The following is a 21,756-nucleotide window of genomic DNA, read 5'->3' as shown; positions in this document are numbered from 1 at the left end:
GGGCTTTCAGGGCTTGGAGTTCAGTACGGTCTTCGCGCGTAGGCAAAGCATCGTGAGGCGGTTGACTTGAGCGTCGGTCAGCATCGCAAGGAGGTGACCGGGGATGTAGTCGCGGGTCACGTTGCACGAATAGATGATGCTCTGAACGAACTGAGCATCCCCGTTCAAACTCCCGTCATACCCTGACGAGATGTCTTCGCAGTCTCGCAGGAGGTTCAGACCGTGCGCACCGGGGATGGTTTTCTCGGGATAGATAAGGCAGTCCCACTGTCGGCTTGTGAAGACTTCACGGGTCTCGCGGTTCACTCGGGTCTCGGCAGGGAAAGCGGAGGCGCCGTTCATGGTCATGCCCTTCCGTGCTTGGAGTTCATGAGGGCGCGCGACCTGAGGCAGATGACCTTGATCTGGGCTGCCTGGGCGTCGGTCAGCATCGCGATGAGGTGACCGGGGAGGTAACGGCGGGTCTTCAGGCGAGCGCGGACCACGTACTCCACGAACTTCTTCTCATCGCGCGACAGCAAGTCGGGTTCGGAGAGCAGGGCTTCGCAGTCGGTGAGAAGGTTGAGGCCATGCGCCCCCGGCTGGTTCTTCTCGGGGGCCAGGACACAGTCCCACTCGCGGTTCGTGAAGACTTCGCCGGTCTCAGGGTTGGTGACGGTTTCGGTGATCATGGGAGGAGTTCTCGTTTCAGCTTGTTGACCCTCCGCGAGTTCACCCGGCGGGCGTACTGGCGATGCTTCTTCACGGAGGCCCGCTGCTTCCGGCGGGTTTCCGTGATGTCTGGGTCGTCGGGGTTGAAGGGGTTGCAGTGGCCCTCCTTCCATAGTGCCGCCACGTCAGGGGCGACCTCGGAGGCCCACTTCATCAGGGTGTTGGGCGAGATGCCGAGGCGATCTGCCAGGAGGTAACAGGGGATCAAGCTCCCACGAGCGGTGCGGTGACCACCGGAGGACAGGAGAGCCACAACGGCCTCCTTCTTCGCGGCGTTCTCGGCCTTTGTCTTCGGGCCTCGCACCCTCACGGCCTCGGCCCACTCGGGGTGGTCCTTGGTGATCCAATCGCGGAGCGTGCCCTGGGGGATGTCGAGGATACGAGCGACTTCGTAGAGTGAACGGAAGGTGCCCTTACGGGGGTCCTTCGCGTGGCCCTCAGCGATGAAGAGGGCGAAGCGTTCTTTCGGGGTCAATGTCTTGGGTTCTGGAAATGGGACGGCCCCTGTAGGTCAGGGGCTCTCGTCTTCGACGGTGATCTCACTCACCATCCGGTTGAAGTCTCGGCGTGCCTCATCATCCTTCTGCTTCTTCTCTTCGAGCTTCTGAACGATGGCGAGGGCGATGGTGCCGAACACGGTGTTGATCCACTCAGCCACACGCTTCGTGGAGGCTATCGGCAGGGCGATGTAGTTGGCAGCACGCACCTTCCCGTTGGGGTGGTAGTAGTAGACCGCGTGGCTCTTCGTGAGCGCCCTCACCCGGCGAACCAGGGTGAAGTTGAAGCCCTCGTCAGACTTGAACCGATGGGGTCGCTGCGCCCGGTAGAGGTGCATCCCGATGATGATCGAGAGAACCTTCATCGGTTCGACCTCTTCCTTGATCGCAACGAAGCTCTCAGCGGCAGCCTTCACGGTCTTGTCCATGGGCTGACCGCGTGTCCATTGCGCCATCACCTCGTCAGCCTTGTCCCCGGCAAGCTGCCAACGGCGGAAGAGCGTCTCCCAGAGCGGCTTGTAGCGGTTGGCTTCGAGGATGCGCCTTGCGTGATCCTCGTAAGGACGTAGCTCGGTCTCCGTGACAGCCGATTGCTCGGGGTGACCGTTACGGACCCGGTTCTGGCGGTGCTTCGAGCAGAGGACGCCGAAGCGCCCGTCGTTGTGGGTCTCACATCCGGGGACAAGGCACGTGAACGCCTTTCCCGTGCGTCCATGTGGCATGGCCGGGGTTCCTTATTGGGTTCGGGGATTTGCTGTGGGGCTGGGTGACAGTGCTGACACGCCCCCTCCGATCTCCGTGAAAGGAAGACCGAAGGGGGCAGCGCGCACCCTCGCCAGGGAATGGGAAAACTGGTGGTGTCCCGCGATGTCACGGGAACAGGTCTCAGACAGGCAACCTAATGTGTACCTGAAGACCACTGGAGTGGGATGACAAGATCCTCTGACGAGGGAAGACCAAGAGCACCATCACCCATCTCTCACACCCTGTTTCAGGGGAGACCAAGGATGGTGGTACTGATGGTTATATCAGGAGGACATCTGTCTTACCTCTTCATAGAGGGGATAGATGGTTGAACCTGATGGTGCTTATCAGGGGATTGATAGTGGTGGTGATTGTTCACACAACTCTCAGTTACACTTCAGGAACCTTCATCAATCTATTAGGTCGTTCGTCGCTTCGCTCCTCACTATTGTAGCGTCGAGTTACGCGACCAGCCCGCGCGAGGGCGAGCCGGTGTCGCCACCAGCCCGCCTCCGGGTTCTCCATAGTTGTGTCGTCGAGTTACGCGCCCGTCACCTGAGCCTTCAGCTTCGCCCGCCGCTCTCGCATGTAGGCAGCGCGCTTCGCCTTGAACTCCGGGTCGTCCTTCCGCTTGGCGTTATGCTTCCGATCACGGTCCTTCTTGAGCCCCTTCGCAGTCCACCCGATGCGGAGGTGGAGGAGCTTCTCCGTCACCTTTCCCTCAGCCAGCTTGAGGGTGTGGAGGGCAGCATCGAGGCCTCTCCCTTCGAGGCAGCGCATGGCGGCGTCCTCCTTCTCCAGGATGTCGGAGTGAGCCTTGATGGCCTCGTACTCCTCCACCGTCTCAGGGATGCGTCCGAGTAAGTCCTCGCCGTACTTGAAAGCAGCCTCCTCGAATGAGGCGAACCGCTTCCCGGCGAGCCTGTTGGCCCTGTAAAGGGACAGCTTGGCTTCCTTGCGGGCCAGATCTGCATCCCTCTCGGCCTTCTTGCGGGCCTTCGCGGCTTCCTCGGTCTCGGCAGAGATGGCGTAGCGTTCCCAACCAGGGAAGTGGAGCTTGCCCTTGATGGCAGCCAACCATTCCTTCTCGTCCAAGCCTTCCAGCCAAGCCGCCTCGGCCTTCTTCCACTCCTTCATCTCGATCTCGAAGGCGCGCTCCTCAGGCGTCATGGCAGCCCACCGCTTGGCAGCCCAGCGGGCAGTGGTGGCCTCGTAGTCGTAGAACTCACGCTTGATGACATCGCATTGGTGATCCCAGAGGAACCACTCGATGGTGCGAACTTTCTCGGTCTCTTTCACCGGAAGCGTGTAGGTCATCCCCAGCTTCCGCTTGTCATACTCGGCGCGGTAGGCGGATCGCTCCTCGGGTGCGAACTCACCCCAGAGCTTGGCGTGGTACTTGGCGGGCATGGGTGGGTACGTGGGCTTCTCGTCTTCGAGGGCGTGAAGCTCGTCGTCAGTGTAGATGTCCACGATGGCGTAAAGGTCGTCGCGGTCGTCTCGGTTCTTCATCGTCTGTCATCCTTCGACCCTCGCACGAGGGCTGGTGCTGGTCGTGTTGAATGAGCGGAGTGGGGCCGCTCGGTTTTCTAGGGGATGTGGAAGCCTTGCTGACCTATCCTGGCGTTCGCACAATATTCTTCGACTTCGGAGGAAGCGTTCTTTCTCCTTAAGATGGCCCAATCGACAAGTGACTGAAAATGCAGGGTTTTCTTGGCTAGCCGGCAACGGTAGAAAATTCTAAGATTATCGGCAAACGTCGCACAATGTTGCGCGAAGGGGCCAGATTGTCGCACGGACAGGCCAGACACCCACCCAGACACAGAGACACGAAAGAACGTCAGCGACTGACCGACCGCCAGCCCACCTCCGCACCCCTTCCGAGCCCCTCCCCACCCCTGCCAATGACCTCAACAGGTCAAGGTGTGGGACATCTGATCCGTCATCCGACGCGATAGCGGGCAATCTCAAGGGCTTGCGTGGTGGATGTGGCACGAGGTGTGGCACCGAGGCCCACTGAGGATGCCTCTCCCTCAGCCACCAAGCCCCCGGATCGCGCCTGTTTCCCCGCGCGCGTGCCGATACCGCGTGCCCGTGCGGGAACACCGCGCGCGGTCCAGGCGGGGCCACGGGGGGGACGCGCGACGGCTCGATGATGAATACCCGGAAACATTTTTCGGCCGCCCCAAACGGGTCTATCCTGACCCCTGGAGGTGGCCGAGGTTCGGGACGATGAAGCAACTCGGGATGGAAGCGCGCGGAACGCAACTCCTGGCTGAGCTCAAGGACCTCATCGAGCGGATGTGGCTCCTTCAGCCTCGCGAGCAGGCGTACGCCATGTACTACCTGGAGCGTCTCATCTCGACCGTCGATGATCAATACGGAGGCGTCTCCGAGCTATCGTCTCAGCAGACGAAGGATCTTTCCGAGGAACTCCGCACGACAGCCACCACGTTCGGGGGGCGTGACCCTGGGCGGGGGTACGCTATGGCCTTGTGCAGCCTCTACGTGGAAAGCCACCACGTCCCCGGCCCGGATGCTGCAGCGGTTCGGGTGACCTTAACGACGACAATCGACGACTTGAGGAAGGCGGCAAAGGACGAGGCGACATACGTGAGATTGCACTAAGTATCCCCCCTCGAATAGCAATCCACCCTCGCGTTAGTCACGGCTGATACTGTTGTAAACCGCCCAGTCTTCGCTCATAGCTATTCCGTCAACTGGGGGAACAAGCCATGACACTCGATCTCTTCCGTCACTTCTTCGTCTTCGAACTCATCTCCGGGGATCTCTACATCAAGGCCGGTCGCTTCGAGATGGCCTGGACCAAGGTTCACGGGTTCACCTGGGGGTGACCCACCCCCCCTCACCGGATGAGGGCTGTAGCTTGCGACGGGGGACTCAGGGACGGCCATCTCTGGGTTCCCCGCTACTACCCTACCGGGAAACGTAAGCGGGCCTGTACGGGGCTGTGGGGCGTCAGATACGCTCCAGTGGCGGTGGTCGGGACGAGAGGTAAAGATGATCGACGAACAACAGCTTCGAGAATGGTTCATCGAGGCCATGAAGAAGTCCGGCATCTCCCAATCGGAGATGTCCAGAAGGCTTTCAGCCCATCTCAATCGGGTGTTCCATGTCACTTACGTGAACAGGATCGTCATGGGCCAACGGCAGATAGGTGGCGATGAGCTCCTCGCTATTCGAGACATACTGAGTGTTGCGCTTCCGAGCGAGCAACCCAGCGAGGTCAAACCACCAGAAGAGGAGGATGAGCTTCCAGAACCTGCGTCTTTCCTGCGCCTCGCCCGATCCTATGCCGCCGCCGCACGTTATCTCGAACCGCATCAGGCGCAGCTCAAGCCAAGATACCCAATGTGGTATTTGGCCTCTCATGCCATCGAACTTAGTCTGAAAGCAGTCTGTTTAGCGGTCGGGCAGAACCCTCGGAAGTACGGCCACGACATCATGAAGGCGGCCCGCGCGGTAGCGAGGCTTGCACATGTCGAATGGACGGATGACGACTTAGATCGCTTTCACTTCATGAGTTCAGTGGCAAGCGATCATGCTCTTCGGTATGTAGACACGAACTACCGTGTCAACTTTTCGGACGAGTTGGTGGAGTGGACTTTTTCAGTCGTTGATCGATGTGCGAAGAAACTCGGGAAGGGATGAAGATCGCCTCACTCCTCCTCCTTCGGCCACCTGAACATCACCTCGGTGGTCCCATCATTCCTCCATTGCATCCCGAGGGTGCCCTGATGGGGATGAACCACGACACCGTCGAAGAGCGTCCGCAACACCTTGGAGTTCACGAGCCCACCGGCAAGCTCTTCGAGCGCCGTCTCACGAGGCAGGGGAACGGGTGAGACAGACAGGGAGGACATCTCCTTCACGATCTCAGCCTTGGCCTCTTCGGTCCTCGCCAAGCGTTCCTTGAGTGCCTCCGAAGGGGTCGTGATCAGGAGGTCGATGACGCCACTGATCTCCTGATCGATGGCGTTGACTTGCTCCTCCAACTCCCGAAAGCGGGCCTCGACCTTTGCATCAGCATCAGGGTACTCGCTGGCGATCTTCGAGCCGTTGCGGGTGATGGCCTCTTCGATGTCTCGCTGACGCACCGAGTGGTACTGGCAGCCCAAGCCCATTTTGGCCTGAGAGCAGACGTACGAGACAACGCCCTTACGCCCCTTGTTCACGCGGGTCATGGCAGAGCCACAGAGCCCGCACCGCACCAGCCCCGCGAGGGCGTTAGGGGTGGCGCCCTTCATCATCGTGCGCCCACCAATGCGTCCCCTCATCGCCTCCTGAACGGCCTCGAAGTCCTCCCGAGAGACGACGGCAGGGAAGTAGTTCTCGACCGGCTCCTGGGGCAGCCGGGAAACCTTCCCGTCTTCGTGCGCCATGATGTGCGGGGTGTAGGTACCGATCACAGCCGGGTTGTGGAGGATCTTCACGATGTAGGAGCGGTGCCAGTGCTTGCCGCGACCGAAGACCGGAACGCCCTCTTGGTTGAGCCGATAGGCAACCTGATGCTGCCCTACGCCTTCGAGGATCATCGCGAAGATGCGCTTGATGACCTCCACCCGCTCAGGGATGCCCTCGAAGCGGTTCTCATCCCTGTTCAGCCGTAGCCACGCAGGGGAGATGGAGGTGAGCGGCTTGTCCTTCACCTTGGCACGCTTGGCGTCCCACGCGGCCTTGAGGCGGCGAGCCTTCATGAGGCTCTCCTCGTTGGCCCGGATGAAGATGATGATGGCGAACAGGAACTCGAAGCCGTCGAGGGATGCCTCGGTGTACCGCTTGCCATCGGACAGGGTCACCACGTCGACCCCTGCCTCCACGATGTCTTCGAGGATGCGGACGGCCTTGCGAGCGGTCTGGCGAGAGATGCGGTCGAGGCTCTCCACAAGGAGCACGGAGCCCTTCGCAATCAGCCCCGTCTGGACAGCCTCTCGGAACTCACCCAGCCTCCCCGCCTCCACGTTCTTGCCCCGGTACGCGGATGTTCCGAGGTCGTGATAGGAGGTCTTGGTGTCGAGCGTGAGCCCGTGGGTGCGGCAGTAGTCCTCAGCCAACCGGGCCTGACGGCGGAAGCTGTCCCCCTTCATCTGCTCAGGGGTCGAGAAGCGGAGATACGAGTAAGCCTTGGTCATGGACGCCTCCATACAGCGGGGGTCCAATGTCTACAAGGGCAGGAGATTGTGACGGCCGCCGGCCGCGACCTCCAGCGCCCGCTTCGCCGTCTCCTGGCCACGCACGTCGCGCAGGTCCGGCGGCGTGCCCTGGATCGCCCGGATGCCGGGCATGGGCTTGGCCAGCACCTGCGTTCCGCGGAAATGATTGGCCAGCTGGATCAGCGAGCGCGGGGCCAGGATCGCCATGTCGCCCCCGGCCCACGCCGCCTCCGGCCCGCAGGCGGCCGGGCAGACGAGACCGTGGCCGCGCGCCTGGGCGGCGATGGCCGCGGGCAGCACGCCCGCCACCGGCGCGATGCTCCCGTCCAGGGACAACTCGCCGAGCACGGTGAAGCCCTCCAGCGCGTCCGGCGGGATCGCACCGATGGCCGCCATCACGGCAAGCGCGATCGGCAGGTCGTAGTGGCTGCCTTCCTTCGGCAGGTCGGCGGGCGCGAGGTTCACGGTGATGCGCTTGTGCGGCAACGCCAGCCCGGAGGCCATCAGCGCCGCGCGGACGCGCTCGCGCGATTCCCCCACGGCCTTGTCGGCCAGGCCCACGACGTTGAAGACCACCTTGCCGGGCATGATCTGCACTTGCGCGTCCACGGGCCGCGCCTCGATGCCCTCGAGAGCGATGGTCGAAACGCTGTTCACCATGGACCGGGATCCGGGGCGACACGCAGACGAGGCACGACGGACCCTCGCAACAACGGAGAGGTCCGATCATGAAGCGGCTCGCAGGTCGCGAAAACCGAGCGCGGGTTGAACTCGTCGGCCGAGCCGCCGCGCCGCAATCCCTGCGGGGGCTTGCGCTACTTCCCCCGCGTCACCCGGATCAGCGCACCGTTCTGGGCGTCGGTGAGGAGCATGACGGAGCCGTCGCGCGCCACCGCGACGTCGCGCACGCGGCCGATTCCCTGGAGATGGCGGGCCTCGCCGGTCACGCGACCCTTGTCGAGCGTGAGGCGGACCAGGGCGCGGCCGACGAGGCCGCCGATGAGGGCGCTGCCGCGCCATTCCGGGAACATGTCGCCCTGGTAGAAGGCCATTCCGCTGGGCGCGATCACCGGGTCCCAGTAGTAGACGGGCTGCTCCATGCCCTCCTTCGCCGTCAGGCCGGCGCCGATGGGCTGCCCGCTGTACTCCTCGCCATAGGTGATCACGGGCCAGCCGTAGTTGCGCCCGGGCTCCACGCGGTTCAGCTCATCGCCGCCGCGCGCGCCGTGCTCCACGGTCCACAGGGCGCCGTCCGGTCCCAGCGCGGCGGCCTGGAGGTTTCGGTGGCCCCACGACCAGATTTCCGGGAGGCCGCCCTTGATGGTCGGATTGCCCTTCGCCGGGCCGCCGTCCGGATCGATGCGCAGCACCTTGCCGAGGTGCGTCCCCACGTCCTGGGCCAACTGCCGCGGCTCGATGAGGGAACGCTCCCCGGTGGTGACGAACAGGGCCCCGGAGCGGTCGAAGACGAGCCGCGAGCCGAAATGCATCGACGATTTCCAGGCAGGCTGCTGCCGGAAGATGACGCGGACCTCGTTCATCTGGGCACCGTCGGACGACAGCACGCCGGTGGCCACCGCCGTGGCGTTGCCGTCGGCACCGCGAGGCTCGGCGAAGCTCCACCAGACGCGTCGGCTCTGCGCGAAATCGCTTCGGACCGCGACGTCCAGGAGACCGCCCTGCCCCGACGCGAACACCTCGGGCAGGCCCTTGACCGGAGGCGACAGCGTGCCCTGGCGATCGACGATGCGCAGGCGGCCCGGGCGCTCCGTGACGAGCCAGCGCCCGTCCGGCAGTTCGGCCATGCCCCAGGGATTGACGAGCCCGCCGACGACCACCGTCGTGGCCAGGGGGATGGAGTCCGCGATCACGGGAGCCCTGGTCTGGCCCTCGAAGGCGGGACGCTGGCCCGCCGCGTTGGGAGGCGCGGCGTTGAAGTTCTGCGCCCGGGCCGCAGCGCCGGCGAGAACCAGCAGGCCGGCGGCCAGGAGCGACGTGCGCAGCGCCGCCGAGGACGAAGGTTGCGTTCCCAAGGAGTGTTCCTTTCGCGGTAAGGGCGGATGCGGCCGCGGGCTTGCATGTGCAAGACCCTACGTGGTGTCGTGGGAACGCCCTGGCAATGGATCCGCGACGCCGATAAGGCCTTGGCCCCGTGCGGCAAAGAGCGCTACACGAGTCTCGTCCCACAAGTCCCCCCAGGTCGAACACGTTCCATGGAGCAGCCGCGCGAACACCAGCCCGTGAAGGGCGTGCTCCTCGTCGCGTCCGCGCTGTTCTTCCTGGCGACCATGGACGCAGCCACGAAGTTCCTGTCGCAAAGCATGGCCGTGCCGCTGCTGCTGGGAATCCGCTACGGCGTGACCGCCCTGCTGGTCGTGGGGGTATTCCTGCCGCGGGTGGGGCTTGCTGGCTTCAGAACGCGGCGCACGGGGCTCGTCGTCCTGCGCAGCCTGTGCCTGGTCACCTCGTCGCTCGTCTTCGCCACCGGCCTCAAGAGCATCGGGCTGGCCGAGGCGACCTCGATCGTCTTCACCGGTCCGATCCTGCTGATGTTCGCCGGCCGCGCCTTCCTCAAGGAGACCATCGGGATCCTGGGCTGGATCGCGGCCGTGCTGGGCTTCGCCGGCGTGCTCCTCGTGGTGCGCCCGGGCGGCGGGGTCGATCTCACGGGAGCCATGCTCGTCGCCGTGTCGTCCGCGCTCTCGGCCGTCTATCACCTCATGTCGCGCACCCTGGCCCGCACCGAGACGACGGTCGCCATGATGGTCTATGCCAACGTCATCGGCGCCGTGGTCTTCGGCTCCACCGTGCCGGGCCTGTGGCCGGCGGAAGGTCTCACCGGCGCCCAGATCGGGCTGCTCGCGGTCTCGGGCGTGCTGGCGGCCGTCGGCCATTTCATGATCACGGCCGCCTACCGCTATGCGCCGGCCTCCCTGCTGGCGCCCGCGAACTACGTGCAGTTGCTGTGGACGGTGCTGCTCGGGCTTGTCGTTTTCGGCACCGTGCCAGACGCACTGGCCGCGCTGGGCATGCTGGCCATCGCCGCGGCGGGCCTGCTGACGGCCTTCAGGGCGCGGCTGCAGGCAAGCTGAGCACCCATGCCCGCAGCCGGTATCCAGCCGCCGGCGCAATGGTGTAGACGAAGCAAAGCCTCGCCCGCCCAGACGGTTCACACCCTCCCATGGAGCAGCACCGCGATCACCAGCCCGTCAAGGGCCTGCTGCTCCTGGCGACCGCGCTCCTGTTCCTCGCGACCACGGACGCGATCACAAAGTACCTGACGCAGCTTCTCGCCCTGCCCGTGATGCTGGCCGGGCGCTACGTCGTGTCGGCGGTGCTGGTCGTGTGCGTGTTCGTCCCGCGGCAAGGCCTGGCGGTCACGCGCACGCGGCGCAAGGGGCTGGTGCTGGTGCGCAGCGCCTGCCTGGTGCTGTCGTCGGTCGCCTTCGCCTCGGGCCTGAAGCGGATCGGGCTGGCGGAAGCCACGTCGATCGTCTTCCTCGGCCCGATTCTGCTGATGTTCGCGGGCAAGCTCGTGCTCAAGGAGACGATCGGCCTGCTCGGCTGGGCAGCCGCGGCGCTCGGCTTCGGGGGCGTCCTGCTGATCGTCCGGCCAGGGGGCGACGTCGACATGACGGGCGCGCTGTTCGTGGTGGGGGCCTCGCTGCTCTCGGCGGGATACCACCTGCTGTCACGCTCGCTCGCCCGCACCGAGACCACGGTCGCCATGCTGGTCCAGGCGAACGTCATCGGTGCCATCGCCTTCGCGGCCGTGGCGCCGGCCTACTGGCCGGCCGAGGGCCTCACCTGGCCGCTGGCCCTGATCCTCGTGGCGTCGGGCACGCTGTCGGGGGTCGGGCATTTCATGCTCACGTCGGCCTATCGCTACGCGCCCGCCTCGTTCCTGGCGCCCGGCAACTACGTCCAGTTGCTCTGGGCGGTGCTGCTCGGCCTCGCGGTGTTCGGCACCATCCCCGACATCCTCGCCATGGCGGGCATGCTCGCCATCGCCGCGGCCGGCCTGCTGACCGCGTTCCGGGCGAGGGCGTTGCGCACGTCCTAGAATGTACGACCTGATTGCATCATGTCGGACGCTCTACGCTCTTGATTGAGCATCCTCTGTTTCCACCGACCGGAAGCCACTCGGTGGGATGACGCTCCTAGAGATCGGTGCTCTGGGGCAGGATGACGAGATCACGGATCGTGACGTTGCGCGGCCGGGTCAACATGAAGTGGACGGCCTCGGCCACCTCCTCGGGCTCGATCAGGCCGCCCCTGGCCTTCTCGGCCTCGAGCTTCTCCTTCGGCCAGTCGGCGATCAGGGCCGTCACGACCGGACCGGGCAGAACGGCACCGACACGCAGGCCATGCGGGATGACCTGGCGCCGGGTGGTGTGGACGAAGGCCTGCACGGCATGCTTGGAGGCCGTGTAGATCGGCTCCCAGACCACCGGCACCACGCCCGCCACCGAACTGGTGACGAGAATGTCACCGGTCTTGCGCTCGATCATGTGTGGCAGAACCGCGCGGATCGTGCGGAACACGGCATTGACGTTGAGCGTGAGCATGCGATCCCAGGCATCCGGATCGCCTTCGGCCGCGATGCCGCCGACATAGGACCCGGCATTGGCGTGGAAGATGTCGAGCTGTCCGCCCCAGGCGAGGATCTGCGGCAGCATGCCTGCGACGGAGGCGGGCGACGTGACGTCGACGACGAGCGGCAGAGCCTGCGGGCCAAGTCCCTGCGTCGCCTTGGCGAGGGCGGCCTCGTCCCGGTCGACGAAGGCGACGCGGGCGCCGGCCGCGACGAGGCGCCGGGCACAGGCGAGACCGATGCCCGACGCGGCTCCGGTGATGGCGGCGACCTGGCCGCTGAGGGACTGGTTCACGGGGTGTCTCCGGTCATGATGCGGGAGCCGCCAGCAGGCTCGCGCGCCGCGCAGCCCGTTGCAGGTCCTCGAAGATGGAAAAGCGCAGTGCGTGCCGGGCGGCGACGTCGCCACCGGCCGGTTGGAAGGTCGCGCCGCACGGCGCGGCCATGGCCGTCATCGCCGCGGACAGGTCGCCATGCTGGCCCGCCGCGGCGGCGCCCAGCATGGCGGCGCCGAGCAGCACCGGGTCGGCGCCCTCGGGCACGAGGACGGGCAGGCCGGAGCAATCGGCGAGAAGCTGGCGCACCAGCCCATCCCGGCCCGCGCCGCCGCTGAGCACGATGGCGTCGATGACCGCCCCGGCGTCGCGGCTGACCGTCAGGATCTGCCGCAGGCCGTAGCCGATCCCGAGGACGGCGGCGACGTAGAGCGCGACGAGGCTGTCGACGTCCCGCTCCATGCCCAGCCCGGCCACGATGCCGCGCGCGCCGGGATCGGCGTGCGGGGCGCGGTTGCCGAGGAAGTCGGGCACGACGACGAGCGAGCCCGCCAGCGTGTCGGCCTTCGAGGGATCGTCGACGGCCCGGGCCGCGCGGGCGGCCAGCCAGTCGGCGAGCCCCTGGCCATCGGCTGTCGCCAGCGCCGTGGCTTCCGACGCGGCAGGATGGAGGGACAACACCCTCTCGATGGCCGCGCCGGCACTCGACTGCCCGCCCTCGTTCAGCCAGAGGCCGGGCACCATGGCATTGAAGTAGGGTCCCCACACGCCGGGCACGAACAGCGGATCGCGGGTCGAGGCCATGGTGCAGGCGGAGGTGCCGAACACATAGGCCAGGCGGCTCAGCATCGTGCCGTGCGGCGAGCGCGTGCCCACCGATCCGACGCCACCCGCATGCGCGTCGATGAGGGCCGCGCCGACCGGCGTGCCGGGCCGCAGGCCGAGTTCTCCGGCGGCACGGACGGTGAGCCCGGCCGCGAGCGGCGTGCCGGCCGGGACGATCTCGGTGCCAATCCGGGCGAACCCTTCGTCCGCGAGGTCGCCGAGCCCGATGCTGCGGAAATAGTCCGCGTCCCACCGGTTCTCATGGGCGAGATAGGTCCACTTGCAGGTCACCGTGCAGGTGGAGCGGGCGAGCGATCCCGTCGCGCGCCAGGTGAGCCAGTCCGGCAGGTCGAAGAACTGCCACGCCCGTCCGTAGGTCTCCGGCAGGTGTTCCTTCAGCCACAGGAGCTTGGGCGTCTCCATTTCCGGCGAGATGCGGCCACCGACATAGGCCAGCACCGCATGGTCGCCGGCATTGATCCGCTCGGCCTGGGGAACGGCGCGATGGTCCATCCAGACGACGATGTCGCGCTCGGCCTGCCCGTGGGGACCCACGGGCAGGGAGGCCCCGTCCTGTCCCACGACCACGAGCGAGCAGGTGGCATCGAACCCGATGCCCGCCACGGAGGCGGCCAAGACCCCGGCCGAGGCCAGGGCCTCGCGCACGCTGGCGCAGACGCAGCGCCAGATGTCGGCGCTGTCCTGCTCGGCGATGTCGGCGCCGTCCAGGTGCAGCGCGATGTCCCGCCGTGCCACGGCGAGGCAGCGTCCGGCCCGATCGAAGACGCCGGCCCGCGCGCTGCCGGTCCCCACGTCGATGCCGATGAAGTGCTCGGTCATGGCGGGCTCGCCTCCCGTCAGGCCGCGGCGCTGCGTCCGCCGGGCAGCGCGCGGGTGCCGTCGGGGTTGCGCAGGTACACGCCGTGCTCGAGCTGCTGCCGGCGCAATTCCTCGACGTCGATGTCGGCCACGGCCCGGTTGCTGCGCACCGACATCTTCGCGGCGCGCCCCGCCGCCTCGCCCATCGCCATGCACGTCGCCATCACGCGGATGGCGCCCATGGCCTCGTGCGTGGCGGAGATGCTGCGCCCGGCCACCAGCAGGTTGCGCACCTTCTGCGGCACGAGCGAGCCGAAGGGGATGTCGTAGCAGTCGCCGCACCAGATCAGCGTGCAGCCGTCATCGGCGGGCCGATGGATGTCGATGGGGTAGCTGGCCACCGCGATGGCGTCGTCGAAGTGCTTGCAGGCCAGCACGTCGTCCTGGGTCATGACGTAGCGCCCGACGATGCGACGCGTCTCCCGGATCCCGATGAAGGGGGCCGTCTTGGTGAAGTAGGCCTTCTCGAAGCCCGGCACGTAGTTGACGAGGTAGGTGACGATGTCGTCGATCTGCGCCCGCCCCTCGATCTCGCCCTTGGTGAGGCTGCGGGCATCGGTGCCGTCCGTGCCCTTCACGCGCGTCATGTTGATCCACACCTCGCCCTTCTTGAGGCCGGTGATGATGATCGTGCGCTCGTTGGGGATCTTGAGGCCCCGCTCTTCCTTGGCCTTCGCCATCAGCTCGCGCAGGCCCACCACGATGAACTGGTGGTTCTGGCCGAAATACTCCGCGGGGATGAAGTCGGTGAGGTAGGTGCGGGCCTGGGGCGGGGCATTGGCGATGCTCATGCGCAGCGCGTCCGTGTCGACGCCCGCCAGGCAGAACATCAGGGTCGGGGGCTGCATGCCGCCCTGCGCATTGCCCTTCTCGGTCGGCACCCCGGCGCGGAAGGCCACGTCGGCATCGCCGCTGCAGTCCAGGACCACCTTCGCCAGGATGGCGTTGCGCCCGCTCTTGCTCTCCACGATCACGCCGCGGATGTCGTCACCGTCCATGATCGCGTCGGAGAAGAAGGTGTAGAACAGCACGTCCACGCCCGCCTCGGTCAGCATCTCCAGGGCGACCGTCTTCACGGCCTCGGGCTCGACCAGCGTGATGCCCATGTGCAGCGGGCACGGCCGGTGCTCGCTGGCGCCGTCGCGCTCGCGACGCAGGCGCTGGATGAACTTCTCCGGCAGGCCGTCGATGATCTGGTTGCCCTTCTGGCCCAGGAAGCCCAGCACCGGCAGGCCGATCGTCATGTTGCCGCCGACGAAGCTCCGGCTCTCGATGAGCCCGACGCGCAGGCCGTCCTCCGCGGCCGCCAACGCCGCCGTGATGCCGGCGGGACCGCCGCCGACGACGAGCACGTCGTATTCGACCGAGACGGGAATGGAGCGGGCCGGTTCGAGAATGGTACGGATCTGGGTGTTGGACATGGGTCGGATATCCTGGGGTGCGGCACGTGGGGGAAGCGGCCCCCGGACGTCCGGAGGCCGCCGCGGTTCTGTCTCGGTCAGGCGGGCATCAGCGGCTTGACCCGCTCGACGATCGCGGCCACGGCCTCCTTCACGGGCTTGCGCCCGATCACGGCGAGCTGCACCTCCTCGAGGAAGGTGGCCTGGGCTCGGGCCGCCTCGGGGAACGGCGGGAAGGCGCCGCGGGCGTCGGCCAGGACCTTCGCCTCGACGGCGGCGACGGGGTTCTTCGCCTTCAGCTGCGCGTCCGCGTAGCTCGACACGCGCACCGGGCCGTTTCCGTTGATGGCCATGCCGAGCGTCACGCGCTTGCTGGACACCTCGCGGATGTAGCTCCAGGCGAGGTCCTTGTTCCGGGCGTTCTTGGGGATCGACATGGCCCAGGCCTCGACCACGGACGCCATGGGCATCTTGCCCTTGAGGCCGGCCGAGATGGGGAACTCGATCGCCTTGATCTTGCCCGGGAACTTGCTCTGGTCCGCATTGTTCAGCTGCGCGAAGCGGGCGAAGGGCAGGACCGTGAAGGCGGCGCGCCCCTGCTGCAGCCAGGTCACCTGGTCGTCGTTCTTGGTGGTGGCGTAGCTGCGCGGCAGCGCGCCGGCCTCGAACAGGGCGCGCAGCGCGGCGAGGCCCGCCTCCATGGCCGCCGGGTTCGGCACGAGGCGGAACTGGCCGTCGATGAAGTCGCCGCCGAAGGCGCGCGCGAACATCACGGGGAACACGGCGAGGTCGCTGGCCAGCACCATCCCGGTCACGGGCGTGCCCGCCTTGGAGGTGAAGGTGAGCTTCTTCGACTGCTCGATCAGCTCCTCCAGCGTGGTGGGCGGCGCGGCGATGCCGGCCTCCTCCAGCAGCGCCTCGTTGTAGAAGAGCCCCTGCGTGGCATGGCGCACCGGGATGCCGATGAGCTTGCCGCCCACCGTCATGCCCTGCACGAGGCCCGGCGCGATGTCGGAGAAGTCCTCGATGGGGTTCTTCTTCTGCCAGTCGTCCAGCGGCTCGAAGAGCGCGGCGACCTGCGCCGTCGGGCGGTTGTCGATGAGGTAGCCGACCCCGAAATCCGTCTCGCCGAGGCTCGCCTCGCGGAAGAGGCGGTCCTGCAGGGGATTGGAGTCGAAGGTGGTGAAGGCGAGCTCGGCATCGCTGGCCTTCTGCCAGTCCTTGAGCAGGTCGCCGTCGCCGGTGCCGAGCACCGTCTGGTGCACCTTGTGGCTGAGGATATTGAGCGTCTTGCCGGCCGCCCGGCCGGGGCCCGCGGCGATGAGGGCCGCGCCCGCGGCCATGGTGCCGAGGACGGCGCGACGCGAGGGCAGTGCCTTGAAGTGATCGGTCATGGTTTCCTCCCTTTTTATCCCTTCGTGGCTCCGGCCGTCAGGCCGGCCACGAGGTGTCGGTTCATGAAGATGACGAAGAGCAGCACGGGCACGAGCTGCACGGTCGAGGCGGCGAACAGGATTCCGTAGTCCACCCCGTCGATGGATCCGATCATCTCGGAGATCACCAGCGGGGCCGTCTTCGCCCGTGTCGCCGTGAACACGAAGGCGAAAAGGAACTCGTTCCAGGCGTACACGGCGACGAAGACGCTGACGGCGAGGATGCCCGGCGCGGCGAGCGGCACGATGACTTGCCACAGGATGGTGAGCCGGCCTGCGCCGTCGATGGAGGCGGCCTCGTCGAGCTCGCGCGGGATCTGCTCGATGAAGGTGCGCATCAGGATCGTGCCGAGCGAGACGAAGAAGGTGGCGTAGAGCACGATCAGCACGAGGTGCGTGTCGTTGAGGCGCAGCGCGTTGACGATGGGGAACAGCGGCAGCGTCACGACAATGGGCGGGATCAGCCGCACGATGACGAGGCCGGCCATGCCTGCCTGCATCCAGCGCCCCGCATGGCGCGCATAGGCATAGCCGGCAATGGTGCTGGTGAGCACCGCGAGCGCGGTGGCGCCGGCGGTGACGATGGCACTGTTGGCGAGGCCGGCGAAGAACGCGCCCCAGGAGTGCCACAGCTCGGCATAGTGCTTGAGCGTCGGCGTGAAGAGGAGCTTGGGGGGCACCGCGAAGATGTCCTGCCCGGGCTTGAAGGACGACACCGCGATGAACGCGATCGGCAGCAGCGACCAGACCAGGATGGCCGCGACCGCGACCGCCTTGCCCGCGCCGACGAGGGCCCGCTCAGTGCGCATGGGACGCCCCGCTGCGCCGCAGCACGAGGGCGTAGAGCCCCGCCAGCAGCAGCGATGCGACGACCATGATCCACGACGTGGCGGCCGCCGGCCCGAAGGCGTTGAAGGTGAACGCCTCCTGGTAGAGGTAGATGGCCACGACCTCGGTCGAGCGCGCCGGACCGCCCTTGGTGAGCAGCCAGGCTTCCGAGAAGAGGCGGAAGGCGAAGATGTAGCGGAACAGGAGCGCGATCACGATGGCCGGCATCAGCAGCGGCATCGTCACGCGCCTGAAGGCCTGCCAGCGGGTCGCACCGTCGATGCGCGCCGCCTCGTAGAGCTCGCCGGGCACGGCGAGCCGGGCGGCATACAGGATCACGAAGGTGAACGGCAGGTGCAGCCAGACGGTGAGCAGGCCGATGAGCACGAGCGCGTGCGAGGGCTCGTAGGCCCAGTCCAGCGTCGGCAGGCCCCAGGCCCGCAGGGCGAGCGTCACCGGCCCCGCATCGGGATCGAACAGGAAGCGCCACATCACCACCGCGGTCACCTCGCTGACTGCATAGGGCGCCAGCACGGCCACGAGCAGGAAGCGGCGGAAGGGCAGTCCGCTGGCGAAGAGCAGCGCCATGCCCAGGCCCAGCAGCAGCTCGACGTGCACGGCGACGAGGACGAGCAGCACGGTGTTGAGGAGAGCCTGCCGGAATGCGGGATCGGCCAGGACCTTCAAGTAGTTGGCGAGGCCTACGTAAACCGGCGCCTGGCCGAACGTCGACGCGCTGAGGCTCAGCCAGACGACATAGAGCGACGGCAGCACGATGACGCCCAGCACGAGGGCGTGGACGGGTGCCAGCATCGGCCATACGCGAATGGGCTTTGTCGCCTCCACCAAGTCCTCCTGGTCTCGTTGTCCTGCGTCCCGCGACCCGGGCCGCGATGCTTCAGCTGTCCTTGACGGCCCGCAGCTTCACCGGGCCTCGCCGAACCGGCGCCGGGGCCGCGCTCTCCGCCGGCGGCGCGCGCAGCGTCATGGTGGAATCCCGCACCTGCAGGCTGGTGCCGAGCACGATGGCGCGGGGCGGCTCAGCCTCCCCCGCCATGCGCAGGCGCAACCGCTCCCAGGCCGCGGCGGCCATGTCCCCGATCGGCTGCCGGATCGCGGTCAGTCCGGTCCGCCGCGCGCTCATCCAGGGATAGTCGTCGAAGCCGATCACCGAGACCGGATCGGGAATGTCGATCCGCAGCTGCGCCAGCGCCGAGAGAGCCGACAGCGTGGTGACGTTGGTGAGACCGATCACGGCCGTGGGCCGTTCGTGGCGCTCCAGCCAGTGCCTCAGGATCTCCGCCCCGCGCTCGGCGTTCGATCCGAGCTCGATCACCGTCGGCTCCCGCTGGACCGTGGCCCGCATGAGGTCGGCCGCGCCGGCGATGCGCTCGCGGATGGGCGAGATGGAGAGGTGCGAAGCGGCCACCAGCACGTCGCGGTGGCCCAGCGTGATGAGGTGACGAGCGGCGATGCTTCCCGCATCCCGGTTGTCGATGGCCACCGTGTCGACCACGGAGCCCTGCGGCGGCACGCGGTCGGCGAACACGATGGGGAGCCGGGCCACTTCCTCGGCCAGCACCGGCGGAACCGCATCGGAGCACGGGACGACGATGAGCCCGGACGGGCGCCAGGCGAGCATGGCCCGCAGCCGCGAATGCTGGATGCCGACGTCGTCGCGCGAACTCGCCACGATGATGTCGTAGCCGTCGGCCTGGGCGAGGACCTCGATCTGCGAGACCAGGGAGGTGAAGAACACGTCGTCGAGATCGGGGACGAGGACGCCGACGACCTTGGCCTGGCCCGAGCGCAGTTGGGATGCCGCCCGGTCGACCTCGTAGGCGAGCTCCCGCGCCGCCTTGCGCACCCGCTCCTGCAGGTCGGCATTGACGGGCTTGTTGCCGCTGAAGACGTTCGAGACCGTGGCGATCGACACGCCTGCGCGGGCCGCCACGTCCTTGATCGTCGGTCGTTTCCGTCCCATCGGGCACGCCTGTTAAACGTTTTTCTGGAAAAACGTTTAACAGGCGTGTCGGCCCCTGGCAAGCCGGAACGTCCTCTGGCCGCGGGAGCCTCGCAAGGACGTGGAGGGCCGGCCCGCGACGGACTAGTCTCGAGACAGTGGGAGGATGGAATGGCCGAACCGGGATATCGCTGGGTGATCGTGGCGGCGGGCGGCCTCATGGGCTGCATCGCCATGGGGTCGCTGTTCTCCCTGCCCGTGCTGCTCAATCCCATGGCGGCCGCCACGGGCTGGTCGCGCACCGGCATCTCCGCCGCCATGACCTTCGCCTTCCTGGCCATGGCGGTGAGCGCCATGGGCTGGGGTGCGCTGTCGGATCGCTTCGGCGCGCGGCCGGTGGTCTTCGCGGGAGGAACGCTGTTTTCCGCCAGCCTGCTGCTCGCCAGCCAGGCGGCATCGCTCCTCCACTTCCAGCTCGCCTTCGGCGTCATGGCCGGTTGCGCGGTCGCGGCCTTCTTCGCCCCGACCATGGCCACGGTGACGGCCTGGTTCGAGACGCGCCGCAGCCTGGCGGTATCGCTGGTGTCGGCCGGCATGGGGCTCGCCCCCGTCACCATGTCACCGCTCGTCGCCCAGCTGGTCGAAAGCCGGGACTGGCGCACGGTGCTGATGGTGCTGGCCGCCATCGTGGCGGCGACCACCCTGCCGCTGTCGCTCCTGCTGCGGCGCCCCCCGGCCCTCTCCGCGAGCAGGACCGGCGGCGCGGGGATGGCCGGTGCCGATGCCGTGCCGCCAATGAGCGTGCGCCAGGCGGTCACGTCGGCCCCGTTCCTGGTGCTCGTCTTCACCAACTTCTTCTGCTGCGCGACGCATTCGGGACCCATCTTCCACACGGTCAGCTACGCCGAGCTGTGCGGCATCGGCACCGTGGCGGCGGTGTCGATCTACTCGCTCGAGGGGATCGCCGGCATGGGCGGGCGCATCGGCTTCGGCCTGCTGGGCGACCGGCTGGGAGCCAAGCCCGTGCTGGTGGCCGGCCTTCTGGCGCAGGCCTTCGGGGCGCTCGGCTATTTCTTCGCCGGCACGCTCTATGAATTCTACGTCGTCGCGGCCGTGTTCGGCTTCGTCTATGCGGGCGTGATGCCGCTCTATTCGGTGCTGATCCGCGAGAACTTTCCGCTGCGCATGCTGGGCACCATCATGGGCGGCACCGGCATGGCCGGCGGTCTCGGCATGGCGACGGGCCCCGTGCTCGGCGGCTGGATCTTCGACCGCACCGGCGGATACGGCGCGCTCTACATCACGAGTTGCGCCATGGGTGTCGGCGCCTGCCTGATCGCCATGTTGTTCCGCCCGTTCCCGAAGGCTGCGGCTCCCGCGCCCTCGCCGCGACTTGCGTGAGGGCGCCACCCGCGGAGCCTCAGCGCGGCAGCGCGCACCGGCCATGCAACCGGTCTCTTGCTTGAACCTTGACGACCTGTAAGCTGACCTTTGCTCGCGCGTGGCGATGGGCCTCGCGATCTCGAGCGAGGGGAGGATCGATCATGGACGATGCGCAGGACGGCGCCGCTGGCCGCCGTGGCTTTCTGAAATTCGGTGCCCTTGCAGCAGCGGGCACCGCTGCCGTGGCCGCGTCGCTGTCGGCCGAGAAGGCCGCGGCGCAGGCCGCCGGCGCCAGCACGCTCCGCACCGTGCTCGACCGCGGCAAGCTGATCGTCGGCACGGGCTCCACCAACGCGCCGTGGCACTTCGAGGACGAGAAGGGCCAGCTCACCGGCATGGACATCGCGATCGCGCGGATCCTGGCCAAGGGCCTCTTCGACGACGTGAACAAGGTCGAGTTCGTCCGCCAGGAACCGGCGGCCCGCATTCCCAACATCGCCACGGGCAAGGTCGACATCGTCATCCAGTTCATGACGGTCTCGCCGGCCCGCGCCCAGCTCGTGAACTTCTCGCGGCCCTACTACGTCGAGGGCGTCGCCCTGCTGACCTCGGTGAAGGGCAAGTACAAGACGCACGACGAACTCATGAAGGCCGGTTCGGCCGCCAAGGCGTCGGTGCTGCAGAACGTCGATGCCGACCAGCTGGTCAAGCAGGCCCTGCCGCAGGCGCAGGTGCTGCAGCTCGACACGCAGGCCAACGCCATCCAGGCCCTGGAGTCGGGCCGTGCCGACGCGGCGGTGGTCGACCTGTCGACGGTGGGCTGGCTGGTGAAGCGCAATCCCGACCGCTACCTGGACTCGGGCTTTCACTACAACACGCAGCTCTATTCCTGCGCGATGCGGCAGGGCGACCTCGACTTCCTGTCCTTCGTCAACACCACGCTGAACGTGGCCATGCACGGCCACCAGACCGAGATCTACGACAAGGCCTTCATGGACTTCTTCGGCACGACGCCGCCCCGGCGCGTGCCGGGCTTCCCGATCATCTGAG

General features: G+C 67.0%; 20 protein-coding genes and 1 pseudogene. 6 read left to right on the top strand and 15 right to left on the bottom strand.

Translation table 11 applies throughout. From position 1 onward, the window contains the following. Positions 1-6 precede the first annotated feature (6 nt). The 5 genes from Q0Q47_RS03485 to Q0Q47_RS03465 all read right to left on the bottom strand — a co-directional run bounded on the left by Q0Q47_RS03485 (position 7) and on the right by Q0Q47_RS03465 (position 3,464). On the bottom strand, positions 7-348 hold the full coding sequence (locus Q0Q47_RS03485) for a hypothetical protein (RefSeq protein WP_293854444.1): 342 nt from the start codon (positions 346-348) through the stop codon (positions 7-9). Beyond that, positions 345-671, bottom strand: coding sequence for a hypothetical protein (locus Q0Q47_RS03480; protein ID WP_293854441.1), 327 nt, complete (start codon positions 669-671; stop codon positions 345-347). The genes Q0Q47_RS03485 and Q0Q47_RS03480 overlap by 4 nt, the downstream gene beginning before the upstream one ends. After that, positions 668-1,186: a hypothetical protein gene (locus Q0Q47_RS03475; RefSeq protein ID WP_293854438.1), complete on the bottom strand. Its 519-nt coding sequence runs from the start codon at positions 1,184-1,186 to the stop codon at positions 668-670. The genes Q0Q47_RS03480 and Q0Q47_RS03475 overlap by 4 nt, the downstream gene beginning before the upstream one ends. 36 nt (positions 1,187-1,222) lie before the next feature. Then, on the bottom strand, positions 1,223-1,930 hold the full coding sequence (locus Q0Q47_RS03470) for a hypothetical protein (RefSeq protein ID WP_293854436.1): 708 nt from the start codon (positions 1,928-1,930) through the stop codon (positions 1,223-1,225). A gap of 562 nt (positions 1,931-2,492) precedes the next feature. Then, complete coding sequence (locus Q0Q47_RS03465) at positions 2,493-3,464, bottom strand: hypothetical protein (RefSeq protein ID WP_293854433.1); 972 nt, start codon at positions 3,462-3,464, stop codon at positions 2,493-2,495. 720 nt (positions 3,465-4,184) lie between these two features. Here Q0Q47_RS03465 and Q0Q47_RS03460 point away from each other — a divergent pair. Both Q0Q47_RS03460 and Q0Q47_RS03455 read left to right on the top strand, forming a co-directional pair. Continuing rightward, positions 4,185-4,580, top strand: a complete 396-nt coding sequence (locus Q0Q47_RS03460) for a hypothetical protein (protein ID WP_293854430.1) — start codon at positions 4,185-4,187, stop codon at positions 4,578-4,580. Positions 4,581-4,973: 393 nt separating this feature from the next. Further along, positions 4,974-5,624: a helix-turn-helix transcriptional regulator gene (locus tag Q0Q47_RS03455; protein WP_293854427.1), complete on the top strand. Its 651-nt coding sequence runs from the start codon at positions 4,974-4,976 to the stop codon at positions 5,622-5,624. 8 nt (positions 5,625-5,632) lie between these two features. Here Q0Q47_RS03455 and Q0Q47_RS03450 read toward each other — a convergent pair whose 3' ends face one another. The 3 genes and pseudogenes from Q0Q47_RS03450 to Q0Q47_RS03440 all read right to left on the bottom strand — a co-directional run bounded on the left by Q0Q47_RS03450 (position 5,633) and on the right by Q0Q47_RS03440 (position 9,159). After that, a complete protein-coding gene (locus Q0Q47_RS03450; protein ID WP_293854424.1) occupies positions 5,633-7,105 on the bottom strand; it encodes a recombinase family protein in 1,473 nt (490 codons plus the stop codon). A gap of 39 nt (positions 7,106-7,144) precedes the next feature. Further along, a pseudogene (locus tag Q0Q47_RS03445) lies at positions 7,145-7,786 on the bottom strand (magnesium chelatase domain-containing protein); the annotation flags it as partial. 155 nt (positions 7,787-7,941) lie between these two features. Continuing rightward, on the bottom strand, positions 7,942-9,159 hold the full coding sequence (locus tag Q0Q47_RS03440; RefSeq protein WP_293854422.1) for a PQQ-dependent sugar dehydrogenase: 1,218 nt from the start codon (positions 9,157-9,159) through the stop codon (positions 7,942-7,944). Positions 9,160-9,339: 180 nt separating this feature from the next. Between Q0Q47_RS03440 and Q0Q47_RS03435 the strand changes: the two genes are divergently transcribed. Then, entirely contained in the window at positions 9,340-10,218 is an 879-nt protein-coding gene (locus Q0Q47_RS03435) for a DMT family transporter (protein ID WP_293854419.1), read from the top strand. An 89-nt stretch (positions 10,219-10,307) separates the two neighbouring features. Then, positions 10,308-11,189, top strand: coding sequence for a DMT family transporter (locus Q0Q47_RS03430; RefSeq protein ID WP_293854416.1), 882 nt, complete (start codon positions 10,308-10,310; stop codon positions 11,187-11,189). 97 nt (positions 11,190-11,286) lie between these two features. Here Q0Q47_RS03430 and Q0Q47_RS03425 read toward each other — a convergent pair whose 3' ends face one another. The 7 genes from Q0Q47_RS03425 to Q0Q47_RS03395 form a co-directional block, all read right to left on the bottom strand. Then, positions 11,287-12,015, bottom strand: coding sequence for an SDR family oxidoreductase (locus Q0Q47_RS03425; protein ID WP_293854414.1), 729 nt, complete (start codon positions 12,013-12,015; stop codon positions 11,287-11,289). A gap of 13 nt (positions 12,016-12,028) precedes the next feature. Continuing rightward, complete coding sequence (locus Q0Q47_RS03420; protein WP_293854411.1) at positions 12,029-13,660, bottom strand: FGGY-family carbohydrate kinase; 1,632 nt, start codon at positions 13,658-13,660, stop codon at positions 12,029-12,031. 17 nt (positions 13,661-13,677) lie between these two features. Then, complete coding sequence (locus Q0Q47_RS03415; RefSeq protein ID WP_293854408.1) at positions 13,678-15,120, bottom strand: FAD-dependent oxidoreductase; 1,443 nt, start codon at positions 15,118-15,120, stop codon at positions 13,678-13,680. Positions 15,121-15,197: 77 nt separating this feature from the next. Further along, positions 15,198-16,493, bottom strand: a complete 1,296-nt coding sequence (locus tag Q0Q47_RS03410) for an ABC transporter substrate-binding protein (protein ID WP_293854406.1) — start codon at positions 16,491-16,493, stop codon at positions 15,198-15,200. A 14-nt stretch (positions 16,494-16,507) separates the two neighbouring features. Then, positions 16,508-17,341, bottom strand: a complete 834-nt coding sequence (locus Q0Q47_RS03405) for a carbohydrate ABC transporter permease (RefSeq protein ID WP_293854403.1) — start codon at positions 17,339-17,341, stop codon at positions 16,508-16,510. Further along, positions 17,331-18,206 (bottom strand): carbohydrate ABC transporter permease, encoded by an 876-nt coding sequence (locus Q0Q47_RS03400; RefSeq protein WP_293854400.1) that lies wholly within the window; start codon positions 18,204-18,206, stop codon positions 17,331-17,333. The genes Q0Q47_RS03405 and Q0Q47_RS03400 overlap by 11 nt, the downstream gene beginning before the upstream one ends. Positions 18,207-18,258: 52 nt before the next feature. Further along, positions 18,259-19,314 (bottom strand): LacI family DNA-binding transcriptional regulator, encoded by a 1,056-nt coding sequence (locus tag Q0Q47_RS03395; protein ID WP_293854396.1) that lies wholly within the window; start codon positions 19,312-19,314, stop codon positions 18,259-18,261. A 180-nt stretch (positions 19,315-19,494) separates the two neighbouring features. On the opposite strand from Q0Q47_RS03395, the gene Q0Q47_RS03390 reads away from it, so the two are divergent. Together Q0Q47_RS03390 and Q0Q47_RS03385 are read left to right on the top strand one after the other, a co-directional pair. After that, positions 19,495-20,724 carry an MFS transporter gene (locus Q0Q47_RS03390; RefSeq protein ID WP_293854393.1) on the top strand — a complete coding sequence of 410 codons (1,230 nt, stop codon included), beginning with the start codon at positions 19,495-19,497 and terminating at the stop codon, positions 20,722-20,724. A gap of 143 nt (positions 20,725-20,867) precedes the next feature. Further along, complete coding sequence (locus tag Q0Q47_RS03385) at positions 20,868-21,755, top strand: transporter substrate-binding domain-containing protein (RefSeq protein ID WP_293854391.1); 888 nt, start codon at positions 20,868-20,870, stop codon at positions 21,753-21,755. The last annotated feature ends 1 nt before the right edge of the window (position 21,756 follow it).

Origin of the sequence: uncultured Alsobacter sp., assembly GCF_945952055.1 — a bacterium.
Lineage (GTDB): Bacteria > Pseudomonadota > Alphaproteobacteria > Rhizobiales > Beijerinckiaceae > Alsobacter.
Note: the sequence above shows the minus strand (reverse complement) of the source record. Positions and strands in the feature narration are given on the sequence as shown.